We start from the raw sequence: 13,621 nt of genomic DNA, 5'->3' as shown, positions 1-13,621 counted from the left end.
CCAGGACGTCTCCTCCCAACCCGCCTCGCGGCGCCCGCCCACACCCGTCCCCCTCGCATCATGCACGGCCGCACGCGGCCCGTTTCGACCATGACGCGTATGGGCCGTGGCGCACACCACGCTCGGTCGACGTCGGCAGGAACCAAAGGGTTGCAGCGCCTACCGCGCCATGGGAGCGGGCGATGTCCGTTCTCGATCACCATGACAATGAGCCAGTTCACTCTGATTTTCTCGATGTGCTCGACGAGGAGAAGACGTCGGGAACACCACTCAGGTCCGTAGCCGCAGCCGGGGTCAGTGGATCGCTCGCGGCTGCGGTGGTCCTTTGCGTCGCCGGCGGGACCGCGGCCACTGCGCTCGCCGATCGTCACAGCCCAACAGTCACCCCAGTTTTCCAGGCTGGCGTGTCCGCCGACGACCGATCCGCGGCAACGCCATCACCTGTAGCCCTCGGATCGGTGGACGATCGACAAGACACCACGCCGGCGCGGACATCGTCACTCGATGAGCTGACCGCGGCCGTGCGAGAGTTGGTGCAGCCAGATCGTCTGCGGCCTTCCGATCCCCCTGCGCCACAACGGCCGCGGTCGGCGGCACCTACCTACGGCACCGTGACCTCGAGCTACGGGGCACGCTGGAGTACCACGCACTATGGCCTTGACATCGCCAACGCGATTGGCACGCCGGTGGTGTCCGCAAGCGATGGGCAGGTCATCGAATCCGGTCCGGCCGATGGTTTCGGTTTATGGGTACGCGTGCTGCAAGACGACGGCACGATCGGCGTGTACGGGCACATCAACGAGGCGTTGGTGAGCGTCGGACAACGAGTCCGGGCCGGCGAGCAGATCGCAACGGTAGGAAACCGCGGCTACTCCACTGGACCACACCTGCACTATGAGGTCTGGCAGCAAGACGGACCCAAACTTGATCCGGCACAGTGGCTGAGAACCCGGGGCGTCTACGTCGTCGGCTGAACCGGCGTGAACGGTGCAAAGCTGCTGGAGATTTCGTGGCAGGTGTGCGGGCGTAAGCCAAGCCGACGTTGCCAGTCTCGTGGTCTTACTGAGCTTTACCGACGGCAAGCTTCTGGCAAATGCGCCCGATCGATCGGATCGCAACGGTGTGCAAATCTATCGTGGTCACAGGCCGCGGCGGACAGTGGCAGCCGCTCTTTGCTGGTTGGTGGTCGTACCCCATGATGAGGTGCGTACGTGCCTGGGTTGTGGTTTAACTATCTGGCAGGTTCACCGAGCGGCTCTTCGCGAGTCCCCTCTTGCTCGCATGGTGGGCGTCCATCGCTTCGGCCTGGTGATTGATGCGAGTTCGTAGGGGTTTGAGGACGAGCATCGAGACTGGACTACTGAGCACTACTGCGAGCACGACGGCTCCGAAAATCGGGATTTTCACGTCAAATACGAAGGAAATCAACAGGATCAATCCGCACAGCGCAGCGGCGAGTGCTAGCCGCGCGGCGTTATACAGCAGGGCAATCGCGACGAGTGACTTGCCCGAAGGGGCGGGCGAGGGGGCGGCATGGTCAGAAGTGCTTCTGCTCATGTTCGGTAGGCCTTCCGTGTGCTGCTTGTTGAATGCGATCGGATGTATGTGTGACGTGGCACGCCCTCTCGTCGAGTGCTTCAACTGGGGGACATCGATCCCCGCAGGATGAATCTCTGCTGATGTGAGTCTCATTCGTGACGTGTGCGTCGTAGTCGGCGGTTCGCTGACGCTGGCTCGGTCATCCATCGCCGCGCTTGCTCGTTGAAGTCTTCGCCCCACCCAGCCTGATCGGTGCGGGCCAAACCGGCGATGGTGACAGCAGTGCGTCGTTGGCCATCGATCTCGGTGGGCACCAACCGCACCCAGATTCGTCGGCGCCGGACAAGCAGGGACACAAGTAGCCCAGCCAGCATCACAGTCGCGGTCAGCAGGACCCAGTTCTGTGCCGGCCCGTGCGACACCTGCATGGACACAAACCGTTCGTACCCGTCGAAGCGCACTACGGTGCCGTCGGCGATGGTGTGGGTCTCTCCTGGGCCGAGATTGACTTGGGCCCGCTGCTGGAGCCGGCCCTGCTCGATGAGTGATTGGTTCAAGGAGTATGCGTTCTGCGGACGACCGGTATCCAGTCCGGTGTCGCCCTGGTAGATCCTGATCGCTACATACGGATCATTCGGCACGGGAAACGACGAGGTGAGAAGCGTTCCTTGGAATGCCGCGGTCGGCGCGAACAGACCCTCAATCGCGATCTGTCGGCGGCGCCGTTCATCCGCGTCGGGGTAAAGCCCCGCGGGAGTATCAAAACGGGCCGCGCCTGAGGACAACATCGTCTGCAAGTTGTCGGGAATGAAAAGTACTGTCTGAGTGCGCTGCTCACCGTTCGGGAAGGTCACTGTGAATGTAGGTGCGAAGCCATTGCCTAGGACGTAGACGCGGTCACCGGCTACTCGCAGAGGCTCGTTCACTCGAATACGCGCAGCGTTCCAGGTAGTGGGGTCGGACTGTCGTACGTCGTCGGTGTAACTGACGTCGGCTTCGTACATGTCGGGCTGGCCGCTCGGCAGGAACCTCGCATCGAAGCCCTCGACACGAACACAGAATGGTGAGAGATCGGTGCCGTCGACAAGGCTGCCTGCTCGAAACGAGTCATAGACGGCCGTCGAGGTGTTACAGAGGCCTTGCGTGCCATCGGCGATGAGACTGCGGGTGCCCTCGTACCCGTAAAGTTTGTCGGCCGCGATCGCTATCAACAGGGCGAGCAGTGAGAAGTGGAACAGGAGGTTGCCCCACTCGCGGAGGTAGCCCTTCTCCGCGGAGATCTCCACGGCTTCGGTGGGTTGGGCACCCGTCGCCGGGCGCGTGGTGGTGACTCGGCGCCAGCCACGCAGATTGGTATTTATCAGGGCAGCAACCTCGTCAGGATCTCCGTGCACCGTGTCCTCGACGTGCCGCGGCAGACGAATGAGGTTGCGTGGCGCGGGGACCGGCTGAGCGCGCACTGCGCGCGCATGCTCGAGAATTCGGGGGTGAGGCAGCCCACAAGCGATACGAACAGCAGGACGTAGATCGCGGTGAACCACGTGCTGGCGAAGACGTCGAACAGCTGCAGTCTGTCCATCCACACCCCGAGCGCGCCGCGGTCGGCAATGTACTGGGTTGTTTTCTGCTCGTTGAGCGGTCGTTGTGGCAGCATGGCGCCCGGGATCGCGGCTGCGGCCAACAGGAACAGCAGCATGAGTGCGGTTTTCATCGACGTGAGCGATCGCCACAGTCTGCGCAGGGAGCCAAGCGCCGGGTGCGCTCGGCGCGGCGTCGGCGCTTCGGTTCCCATCATCGTGGTGGGGGTAACGTCGTCGCACTCCGACAGTCCATGACTGCAGGAGCGACGTCGAAGTCGCCGGCCGAGTGCCGATCGACACCCGCCACCACGAGCGCGGTGGGTCGCCGGGACATACTCCCCCGCACCGCCACTATGGGTCTCACCTGCTCTCCCTCACCTACCCGGATTACTACGCACCGTAGTATTTATAGAACCCGGATGGCAACCACGTTGGGTCTTGCTTGCTCGATCGGAGCGGTGAGGCCTGGTGAGCCGTAAACTACTATCATTGTTAGTAAGACCTGTGGCGGCGCCTACATTCTGTGGTCGTCGGTGTGTGCTCCGGATGAAGGGCTTTGTAACTGATGGGCCGCTTTGGCACTCCGAGGACGATGCGTCGCGACCGCCGATCGACTGGCCATAGTCAGCTGCGGCAACGTCTGGGAACCCTTCGACGCCACCGTTCGGCGCAGGTCAAGGCTCGGCATGTACTGGTATTGGCGGCGCTGACGGCCGTCGTGGTGGTACTGACCTCGTGCAGCTCGGCTGGCGGTAGCTCTACCTACAGTGACCAGATTTCGGCCGTCGACAGTTTTGCGGCCATCGCACAACCCTCCATCGCTGTGGCCACCGAAGGAGGCGATCGGCTCGCTCCCGACGCGGTTGTCGAACCTGGGCTTCCTATCGTTGTGACGGCCAGTCGCGGCGCGTTGACCGACGTCGATATCCCAACATCTAGCGGGCGTGCGTTGGCGGGCTCGCTGAGCGAGGATGGCAGTACCTGGACAAGCACCCAGCCGTTGGGGTACTCGAAGCAGTACTCCGTTCGAGCTGAAGCCGTGGGTGTGGGTGGTCGAACGAGCGTCTCGCAAGGCTTCACCACAGCCTCGCCGGAGTCGCTGACCAGCGCGGCCATTCTGGGCGAGAAGACCGTCGGAATTGCGCACACGATTGGTGTTCGATTCTCGGATCCCATCCCTGACCGCCGGAAGGCGCAGGCTGCAATCACCGTGGCCTCTGATCCACAGATGCAAGGCGCGTTCTATTGGATCAGCGACTCCGAGGTCCGATGGAGGCCCGAGCGCTTCTGGATGCCGGGGACCAAGGTCAGTGTCGCCGTGAACATTTACGGAGTCGACCTCGGCGACGGGCTCTATGGCAACAGAAATCTGTCCTACGACTTCACCATTGGCCGAGCTCAGACAATCGAAGCCGACGACAACACCAAGACCATCGTCGTAAAGAGGGATGGCAAGGTCATCCGAACGATGCCGACGTCGTTCGGCAAAGACAGCACACCGACTCCACGCGGCATCTACATGATCGGTGATCGCGTCGAGCACATCGTCATGGACTCCTCCACCTACGGAGTTCCTGTCGAGTCATCGGCGGGATACCGCACACCCGTCGACTGGGCGGTGCAGATGTCTTACAGCGGCATCTACATGCACGGTGCCCCGTGGTCTCTGTCGGCGCAGGGCAACAGCAATGTCAGCAACGGCTGCCCGAATCTGAGTCCCGCGGACGCGGAATGGCTCGTGAAGAACACGATGCGCGGCGACCCCGTCACGGTGAAGAACACCAACGCCGAAACACTATCGGGAGTCGATGGACTCGGCGACTGGAACATCCCGTGGGCACAGTGGAAGAAGGGCAACGCAGACACCTAGGCATCGGGCTGGCTCGATCCAGACACTCCATCACGGTCCAGTCGACTGAGCTCGTCCGGCCTTGACCCTGGACGCCTACGGGCCGGCCCCGACCGGTCCGTGCCCGCGGGTATGCCATCCGCCATATCAACGGATATTGAGGTATTTGCCCGAAGGTGGTTACATGGCGACATATCAACGAACGTAAGGATGTCGATATGACCCGGGAGCCGGTGGATACATGCGACTTGCTGTGCCTCGATTTGCCTACGCAGAAGGTATCCGGTCTGCGTTGCCGGATGCGACGGCGGTCGACCGTGCCGCCACCGGGGCCCGTGCGCTCGGCGATCCCACTCGTCTGCGCGTAGCGACAGCGTTGCTGTCGGGGGACGAACTGTGTGTCTGCGACCTCGCGTGGGTGGTCGGCATGGCGCAGAACCTTGTCTCACACCATCTGCGCCTGCTCAAGAGTGCCGGCCTCGTGACCGGGCGTCGCCACGGACGGTTGGTGATGTATGCGTTGACTCCGTCCGGTCATGCTCTCGTGACAGCGGTTCTGGCGGTCGCCGGGGTCTCCACGACAGCCGCGACGAAACCGGCGGCGGCCATAGTGCAGGGGCATACACATGAGTGACGCATGCTGCGGACCCTCAGATTCCGCCGCCCTCGAGGCTGAGGCCGATCAGGGACCGGTCCGGTTGTGGCAAGTACGCGAGTTGCGTTTCGCCGGCGCAGCAGCAGTTTTCCTCGCGTTCGGCTGGATCATCGGAAGCTCGCTATCGGACACCGCAGGCGTCGTCCTGGAACTGCTCGCGGCAGTTGTTGCCGCCTCCACGTTCGTGCCGTCGACACTGCGATCGCTGCGCCACGGGCGCATCGGTGTCGGAACGCTGATGACGATCGCCGCAATCGGCGCCGTGGCGCTAGGCCAAATACCCGAGGCCGCGCTGCTGGGAATCTTGTTCTCGGTCGCTGAAGGACTCGAGCATTACGCGGTCACCAAGACCCGGCGAGGCCTGCGGGCGCTGCTCGCGCTGGTTCCACCGACCGCATCGGTGATTCGTGGGGGTCTCGAGGTCACCGTGTCACCGGATGAGTTGATCTTCGGCGATGTGATGGTGGTGCGTCCCGGTGAGCGCGCGGCGACCGACGGGACTATCACCGCTGGCACTACCAGCGTAGATCTGTCGGCGATCACCGGCGAATCTGTGCCCGTGGAGGCGGGTCCGGGTGACTTGCTCTACGCCGGCGCGATCAACGGTGGCGGTGCGATCGAAGTCCGCGTAACCGCCCGCGCCGCCGACAGTTCCCTAGCCCGCATCGTGCACATCGTCGAGCAAGCGCAGGAACGCAAGGGCGCCGGCCAACGTCTCGCCGACCGCATCGCCCGCCCCCTGGTCCCGGCCATCATGGTGCTAGCCGCACTCGTGGCCGGTATCGGTGCGCTACTCGGTGATCCGCTGCTGTGGCTCGAACGCGGCCTGGTGGTGCTCGTTGCCGCGTCCCCGTGTGCGTTGGCGATCGCGGTGCCGCTGACGGTGGTCGCCGCGATCGGCGCCGCCAGCCGCCATGGCGCACTCGTCAAAGGCGGTGCTGCACTCGAAGAGCTGGGACAGGTCCGCGTCGTCGCGCTGGACAAGACCGGCACCTTGACCCGCGGCACTCCGGAGGTCATCGACGTGGTGAGCACACCCGAGGTCACCCGCGAGGACGCGTTGTCTTATGCCGCCGCGCTCGAGGCTCGCAGCGAGCACCCGTTGGCGAGCGCGATTCTCGCGGCCGCACCTGCTCTGGGCTCACCTGCCGATGACGTCACCGCGATCGCCGGTCACGGCCTCACCGGCCGGATACGCGGACAGCAACTGCGCCTGGGCAAACCCGGGTGGCTCGATCCCGGCGCGCTCGCCGGAGACGTCACTCGATTGCAGAGCGACGGCGCCACCGTCGTGCTGATCGAACGGGAAGGCACCGTCGTCGCCGCGATCGCGGTCCGCGATGAGCTTCGCCCCGAGGCCGCTGAAACGATCGGGCAACTGACGGCGCTGGGTGTCGACTCGGTCATGCTGACCGGGGACAACGACCGCACCGCACATGCTTTGGCCACTGCGTCCGGAATCAGCACCGTCCATTCCGAACTCCTTCCCGAAGACAAAGCCGACTTGCTGGCCACGCTAGCGCGCGGGCGGGCGATCGCCATGGTCGGCGACGGCGTCAACGACGCCCCGGCGTTGGCCACCGCCGATGTCGGTATTGCGATGGGAGCGATGGGTACCGACGTCGCTATCGAAACCGCCGATGTGGCGTTGCTGGGCGAAGATCTTCGCCATCTCCCGCAACTACTGTCCCATGCTCGGCGCGCACGCCGAATCATGATGCAGAACATAGGATTTTCCCTAGCGATCATCGGTGTGCTGATTCCGCTGGCCGCCACGGGCGTCCTCGGCCTGGCCACAGTGGTCTTCGTCCACGAACTCGCAGAAGTGCTGGTGATCGCCAACGCGATTCGTGCCGCCCGGACGAAAGCGCTGCCGGGCACCGGTGCCGTGCCCCGGGTATCCCCCGGCACGCTCAACATCTCGGTGTCGGCCTACCACGACACAGGCGACGCCTGTTGCGCTCCAGGACCAGCCACCACCCCCGTTCAACCACGGTCGGTGCCCGCGGTACCCCTGCTGCCGACACCACGAGCACGCGGCGCGGCGACCAGCAAGAGCTGTTCGGCCACAACAGAACCAGGGTGCAGTTGCTGTTCGAGCCCGTCGGATGGCGCCGATGACGTACCGAGTAGCTCGCCAACGTTTCATCGCGAGCGTCACTGAGGGAGCCACGCCGCGTCAGGAGCGTAGGCGTGATCTCCACGTGCGTACAATCAGTGCCGCCAGGACGGCGGCAGCACAGATCCCTTCTCCTGCTGCTCCGATCCGCGTCGCCAGGGTCGTCGTTGTCCTCAACGGCACCCGCGCGATGAGAACATCGGGGGAGAACAATTCTGTGCGTTGTGCAATGGTCCCATCAGGTTCGATGACCGCGCTCACGCCACTGGTTGCTGCGATGACCACCGCCTTATCGTGTTCGACTGCCCGAACTCGCGACATCGCGAGTTGCTGGTAGGTCATCTCGGTGCGCCCGAACGTCGCGTTGTTCGTCGGAACCGCGATCAGCTGCGCACCGGCGCGCACCGATTCGGTCACCAGATCGTCGAACGCGACTTCGTAGCAGGTCGCTACCGCCACGGGCACCCCGGCAAGATCGACAACGCCATCGCCTGTGCCAGGAATGAAGTTGCCAGCCCGGCTGGCGTAGGACGAAAGCTGTGTCATCAGTCCCCGCAGCGGCAAGTACTCCCCGAACGGCACCAGCTGACGTTTGTCATGCTCCTGACCAGGCCCGGTGACGGGATCCCACACCACCAACGTATTGCGGGACGTGCTGTGGCTCCCGGCGATCACCGCGCCCACCAGGATCGGCACCTCGATCGCCCGCGCGGCACGATCAATTTGCGCCGCAGCATCACGGTTACCGAACGGGTCGATATCGGATGAGTTCTCCGGCCACACCACCACATCGGGACGCACGACCCGCCCAGAGCTGACCTCCTCCGCCAGGTCGAGAGTGCGCCGGACATGATTGTCGAGCACTGCACGTCGCTGAGCATTGAAGTCCAAACCCAACCGCGGTACGTTGCCCTGCACCAACGCCACCGTCACCGACTGCTCCTCCGGTTCTGCTGTCTGCGACGGCGCCAGGGTCCATGTCAGCACTCCCACTACGGCGACTGCTACGCCTGGGCCGGCCAACGCCCGAGGGTGCACGTTGATTACCGCCACTGCGATCGCGGCCAGGAGTGCGCCGAGCAGCACCACAACGAAGGACAACCCCGGCGCGCCAGCCAAGGCCGCTAACGGCAGCAAGAACCCGTCCGGCTGACCGAATGCTATTCGGCCCCAGGGAAAACCGCCAAAAGGCACGCGGGAGCGGACGGCTTCGACTGCCACCCAGGCGCATGCTAGCCACACCGGCGCTCCGCGGCATCTGCCGACCAGCGCCGCCACCGCCCCGAAGACACCGAACGCCACCGCCTCGACCGCCGCCAAGGCCAGCCACGGCACCGCACCCACATACGTACCGACCCACGGCAGCAGCGGCACGAAAAAGCCCAGCCCAGCGAGATAGCCGTAGCCTGACGCCGCCCACAGCGACCGCCCACGCAGTGTCACCACCAGGACCGCGATCGCCACCGGGGCAAGGAACCACAGTTGGCGCGGAGGGAAGCTCACATACAGCAGCCCGCCCGAACCGGCCGCAGCCGCGATACGTAGTGCAGATGCACATATCGGTGGCAGACCTGCGCCGGCATGCCGAGCATCCGAGTGACGACTCACCGCCCACCGCTCCCCTCACCGGTTCGGTCGTGCGTGATATGCACGCCAATCGCCCGGACGACACCGCACGCCCTGTAAACTACTAGCCAACGTAGTAGTAAACGTGACGGGAGTGATGATCGTGCCAGCTCAAGCGGTCAAGGTTCGACGCGGAGGGATGTCTCGATGAGTCGCAACGTCAAGATGTCGCTCGCGGCAGTCTTCGTGTTCTGCCTGGCGCTCACAGTGGTGTTCGTGGTCTCCCGGGCCGGAGAGAGCGAACAGTCCGGCGACCAGGCGTATACGACGGTACGGCCTGATTCTCCACGGCTATCGGCTCCGACCGAGTCCAAGGCGACATTTGTCGAGTTCCTGGACTTCGAGTGTGAAGGGTGTGGGGCGGCGTACCCGGCGGTGGAGCAGCTTCGCCAAACCTACGGCGATCAAGTCACTTTCGTGGTCCGCTACTTCCCCCTCCCCGGGCACTTCAACGCCGACCGCGCGGCACGGGCCGTGGCCGCGGCGGCCGAACAAGGCCAATTCGAACCGATGTACCGCAAGATGTTCGACACTCAACGCAGCTGGGGCGAACAAAAGGTGCCGCTGGACGATCTGTTCTTCTCCTACGCCCAGGTGTTGGGCCTGGACATGGAGCGATTCGCCGCCGCCTATGACTCACAGGCCACCCGCGAGCTCATCGACCGCGATGTCGCTGACGGCAAAGCACTAGGCGTGACCGGAACCCCCACGTTCTTCATCAACGACGAACTCATCAAGCCCGAAGGCTATGACGATCTGAGCTCTGCGCTCGAATCCGCGATACGTCAGTGACCATCACACCCCGGCAGACCTCAGAGCCGTCAGGCTTTGCGCCCGACACGCAGATCCCGGTTTTCCCGCGGCTGCTCCCGTGGATTCTTGCGGTCTGCGGAGGCATTGGACTTGTCGCTGCGTTCGCACTGACCGTCGAAAAGTTCGAACTGGCAACCGATCCGAACTACACGCCGACCTGCAGTATCAACCCGATCGTCAATTGCGGATCGGTCATGGACACCCCCAAGCAGCCGTCTTCGGGTTCCCCAACTCACTGCTCGGAATCGCAGGCTTCACAGCTCTGATCGCTATCGCCGTCCTGCTAGGACCCCGCCCGGCCTTGTGGGTCATGATCGGATTGCAGATCGGCCTGACGGGTGCGGTGGTGTTCGTCCATTGGCTGATATTTCAGAGTCTGTATCGAATCGATGCACTCTGCCCGTACTGCATGGCCGTGTGGGTCGTTGTCGTGGTTGCCTTTTGGTATGTGAGCCTGCGCAATGCCGACCATGTCTGCCCATCCGGGAGAGCACGCCGAGCCCTCGATGTGGTCCTCACGGTGCACACCGTAGTACCGCTGGTGTGGGCGATGGCGGTGATCGCCCTCATCATCGAACGCTTCTGGTGGTACTGGTCCACGCTGGTGTGACCGTGGCCCGATTGACAGGGGTGAAGCATCGTCTCTCCCCTGGCAACGATCGTGCACTTCGTGCGCAGACCGGCGGCGTGGGTGTCGTCGATGCGCCACCCCTCACGGGTGATGGGCTGCCAAGGCTTCCTCCTGGTGACGCTGGGCACTGGTCTCGAGCTGGAAGGTGGAGTGCTCGAAGGAGATGGCGAAGTGGGTCGCCACGCACGTTCGGATGTCATTCAAGATCGTGGGGGCGTGCCCGTCCTGGAAGCAGTCGTCATCGACCACCACGTGAGCGCTAATGATCGGCAGACCAGTGGCCACCGTCGATGCGTGGAGGTCGTGCACGTCCTGCACGCGGTCCATCTCGAGAATGTGGGCCCTGACGTCGTCCAAATCGATCTCCCTGGGCGTGAACTCCATCAGCACTCGCGTCGTCTCTGCCATGAGCTTGAGGGCGCGGGGTGCGATCAGTAGCGCAATGAACAGGCCGGCCAGTGCGTCGGCTTGTTGGAAGCCGGTGGTAGCGATGACGATCGCGGCGACAATTACACCCAGCGATCCCAGTGCGTCGTTGAGGACCTCCAGGAACGCCGCTCGCATGTTGAAGTTGGCCCCGCGTCCTGAGGCAAGCACCAGCATGGCGACGATGTTCGCCACGAGCCCGATGATTCCGAAGATCAGCAGTTCGGTCGAGGGAACCTCTGGCGGAGCGAACAGTCTCCGCACGCCCTCAACAGCGGCGTAGAGCCCGACAGCAAGCAGCAGCGAGGCCTGCCCCAGAGCGGCGATGACCTCGATGCGCCGCAGTCCCCATGTGCGAGTCTTGCTGACCGGACGGTGCATCACGGTTGCTGCGACCAGCGCGACCGCCAACCCGATCGCATCTGTCGCAGCGTGCGCGGTGTCGGTCAGCAGCGCCAGACTTCCCGTGATCACCGACCCGACCAACTGGGCCACGACAATGATCCCCGTCAGAACAAACGCTATCGCCAGACGGACACGCAGCGACGAGTCGCTGGACGCAGGATCGGTTGGTCCGTGGTTGTGTCCGGCTCCCATACTTCGTACTCCCTCTCATCCACACCCAGATAGCCACGCTACCCCTATATATCAATACATGCGCATGTGACTATATGACAGACCGGGCCGGAACGGTACCAGCGGATCACGTCACGACTGACTCGGGATGTGCTGAGATGGCCCGACGTTGGCGGCGTGGAGGCGGTGGTTGTTCGGTCTCGTGAGGGTGCGGTGACCGGAAACAGGGGGACGCTGTGGACGTCGAATCGGGGCCGCCACCACAGGGCTCAGATGGGTAGTTGAGTATCGGTGATGAACGCGTCGCGCACCCACACGATGAATTGGTCCCACAGGCCGGTGATCAAAGCGATGCCCACCGCGATCATCATGGCCCCGCCGGCGATCTGGATCATGCGGGCGTGGGTGCGCAACCAGCCGAGGCTTCGCAACGCCCACGCCGAGGAAAACGCAAGCACAACAAAAGGAATGCCAAGGCCGGCGCAGTACGCCACGATCAGCGCGACGCCCTTGGCTGCGGTGGCGCCTTCGGTGCCGCTGGCCGTAGCAATGACTGCCGCGAGTGTGGGCCCCAGGCACGGGGTCCACCCGAGTGCAAAGACCCCGCCGAGCAGCGGGGCGCCGGCGATGTTGGAGACGCGGCGGGGGGCGAACCGTCGTTCCTGTTGCAGTGCCGGCACCAGCCCGATAAACACCAAGCCCATGACGATGGTGACCACACCGCCGATACGTTGCAGGACTTCACGATTCACCACGAAAGTCGTGGTGACCCCAAGTACTGTGGCGGTCGCTGCCACGAAAACCACGGTGAAACCGATGACGAACAGGCCTGCGGCGAGCGCCACACGCGAGCGACCCCGTTTATTCGACTCCCCCACCGACACCGCCGGCGCCTCGGCGCCGACCACGCCAGCCAGATAAGACAGATACCCCGGGACGAGCGGGACCACACACGGTGAGGCGAACGACACCAGCCCGGCGATCATGCATGCGAGCAGCGCCAGCAGTAGCGGACCGCTGGCGACGACGTCAGCAAACGTCTCGCCGACCGAGGCTTGCAGTTCGACTGACTGCGCCGTCATGGGCGTTGTGTCACAGGCTCAGCGACGACGCGCTGAACTGTTGCCCCGAGTTCGTCGGCGGTGATGGCCTTGAGGAACACCGCGGCCGGACGGTGGTCGCGGTCGAGCACGATGGTCGTCGGCACCACCGACGTTGGAGTGGTCAGCGCAGCCAGAGTGATGCCGGCAAAGTCGTAGATCGAGGGAAAGGCGACTTTCCTGTCGACAATGAAGTCCTTCGCCGCTTGCCGGTTGTCGCGCAGATTGATACCGAGGAACTCGACCCCCGAGGTCTTGTTCTGGGCGTAGACATGCTCGAGGTCGTCGGCTTCTCCCCGGCAGGGTCCGCACCACGAACCCCATACGTTGATGACGACGACTTTGCCTGCGAAGTCGTTGAGTCCGACGGTCTGGTCGGTCACCACATCAGGGCCTGAGACGTCAGCGATCCTCTGACGGCTTGCAGGCGGGTCGTAGGTGATGACCGTCTGCCCGCCGGGTGAGACGAACTGAAAGGTTCCCCCCTGCGCAACGGCGTCGTCGCCAGCGCTACCACAACCCGACGCTACCCACGGCACCACGCACATCAGCGCCAGGATTGCCGCCCGCACCGCGGATATCCTTCTCTCCTGCTGCACCAGCACTCCTTGACCTTGATCTACTACGCAGCGTGGTAGATTAACGTTCGCGTTGTCAACATAGCCGTAGTTTTTGCGATCTGCACCGGCCCGTAGGCCCACGTCCCG

Annotated in this window: 9 protein-coding genes and 3 pseudogenes; 6 read left to right on the top strand and 6 right to left on the bottom strand. The window is 63.8% G+C overall.

Features of this window, described 5'->3' with window-relative positions:
* The first annotated feature begins 182 nt into the window (after window positions 1–182).
* A complete protein-coding gene (locus tag MVF96_RS13170) occupies window positions 183–974 on the top strand; it encodes a M23 family metallopeptidase (RefSeq protein WP_239582609.1) in 792 nt (263 codons plus the stop codon).
* A gap of 253 nt (window positions 975–1,227) precedes the next feature.
* Here MVF96_RS13170 and MVF96_RS13165 read toward each other — a convergent pair whose 3' ends face one another.
* Window positions 1,228–1,557: a DUF4229 domain-containing protein gene (locus MVF96_RS13165; RefSeq protein ID WP_055476455.1), complete on the bottom strand. Its 330-nt coding sequence runs from the start codon at window positions 1,555–1,557 to the stop codon at window positions 1,228–1,230.
* Between the two features lie 131 nt (window positions 1,558–1,688).
* Window positions 1,689–3,334, bottom strand: a pseudogene (gene resB, locus MVF96_RS13160) (cytochrome c biogenesis protein ResB).
* A gap of 377 nt (window positions 3,335–3,711) precedes the next feature.
* On the opposite strand from resB, the gene MVF96_RS13155 reads away from it, so the two are divergent.
* From MVF96_RS13155 to MVF96_RS13145, 3 genes and pseudogenes are all read left to right on the top strand, one after another.
* The gene (locus tag MVF96_RS13155) at window positions 3,712–4,989 is read left to right on the top strand and encodes a L,D-transpeptidase (protein WP_139104530.1); all 1,278 of its coding nucleotides are present in this window, start codon (window positions 3,712–3,714) and stop codon (window positions 4,987–4,989) included.
* 197 nt (window positions 4,990–5,186) lie between these two features.
* A pseudogene (locus tag MVF96_RS13150) lies at window positions 5,187–5,602 on the top strand (ArsR/SmtB family transcription factor).
* On the top strand, window positions 5,595–7,787 hold the full coding sequence (locus MVF96_RS13145; protein WP_055476458.1) for a heavy metal translocating P-type ATPase: 2,193 nt from the start codon (window positions 5,595–5,597) through the stop codon (window positions 7,785–7,787). The pseudogene MVF96_RS13150 and the gene MVF96_RS13145 overlap by 8 nt, the downstream one beginning before the upstream one ends.
* A gap of 15 nt (window positions 7,788–7,802) precedes the next feature.
* Here MVF96_RS13145 and lnt read toward each other — a convergent pair whose 3' ends face one another.
* Complete coding sequence (gene lnt, locus MVF96_RS13140) at window positions 7,803–9,311, bottom strand: apolipoprotein N-acyltransferase (protein ID WP_226514238.1); 1,509 nt, start codon at window positions 9,309–9,311, stop codon at window positions 7,803–7,805.
* Between the two features lie 204 nt (window positions 9,312–9,515).
* Here lnt and MVF96_RS13135 point away from each other — a divergent pair, with 204 nt between their 5' ends.
* Together MVF96_RS13135 and MVF96_RS13130 are read left to right on the top strand one after the other, a co-directional pair.
* Window positions 9,516–10,160 carry a DsbA family protein gene (locus tag MVF96_RS13135; protein ID WP_055476459.1) on the top strand — a complete coding sequence of 215 codons (645 nt, stop codon included), beginning with the start codon at window positions 9,516–9,518 and terminating at the stop codon, window positions 10,158–10,160.
* Between the two features lie 53 nt (window positions 10,161–10,213).
* A pseudogene (locus MVF96_RS13130) lies at window positions 10,214–10,791 on the top strand (vitamin K epoxide reductase family protein).
* A 102-nt stretch (window positions 10,792–10,893) separates the two neighbouring features.
* On the opposite strand, the gene MVF96_RS13125 reads toward MVF96_RS13130, so the two are convergent.
* From MVF96_RS13125 to MVF96_RS13115, 3 genes are all read right to left on the bottom strand, one after another.
* Window positions 10,894–11,835, bottom strand: coding sequence for a cation diffusion facilitator family transporter (locus MVF96_RS13125; protein ID WP_065629398.1), 942 nt, complete (start codon window positions 11,833–11,835; stop codon window positions 10,894–10,896).
* Between the two features lie 248 nt (window positions 11,836–12,083).
* Complete coding sequence (locus MVF96_RS13120) at window positions 12,084–12,896, bottom strand: cytochrome c biogenesis CcdA family protein (protein WP_055476895.1); 813 nt, start codon at window positions 12,894–12,896, stop codon at window positions 12,084–12,086.
* On the bottom strand, window positions 12,893–13,462 hold the full coding sequence (locus tag MVF96_RS13115; RefSeq protein ID WP_101821343.1) for a TlpA family protein disulfide reductase: 570 nt from the start codon (window positions 13,460–13,462) through the stop codon (window positions 12,893–12,895). Before MVF96_RS13115 ends, MVF96_RS13120 begins: the two co-directional genes overlap by 4 nt.
* Window positions 13,463–13,621: the final 159 nt, after the last annotated feature.

The organism is Gordonia hongkongensis, assembly GCF_023078355.1.
GTDB classification, from domain to species: domain Bacteria; phylum Actinomycetota; class Actinomycetes; order Mycobacteriales; family Mycobacteriaceae; genus Gordonia; species Gordonia hongkongensis.
Note: the sequence above shows the minus strand (reverse complement) of the source record. Positions and strands in the feature narration are given on the sequence as shown.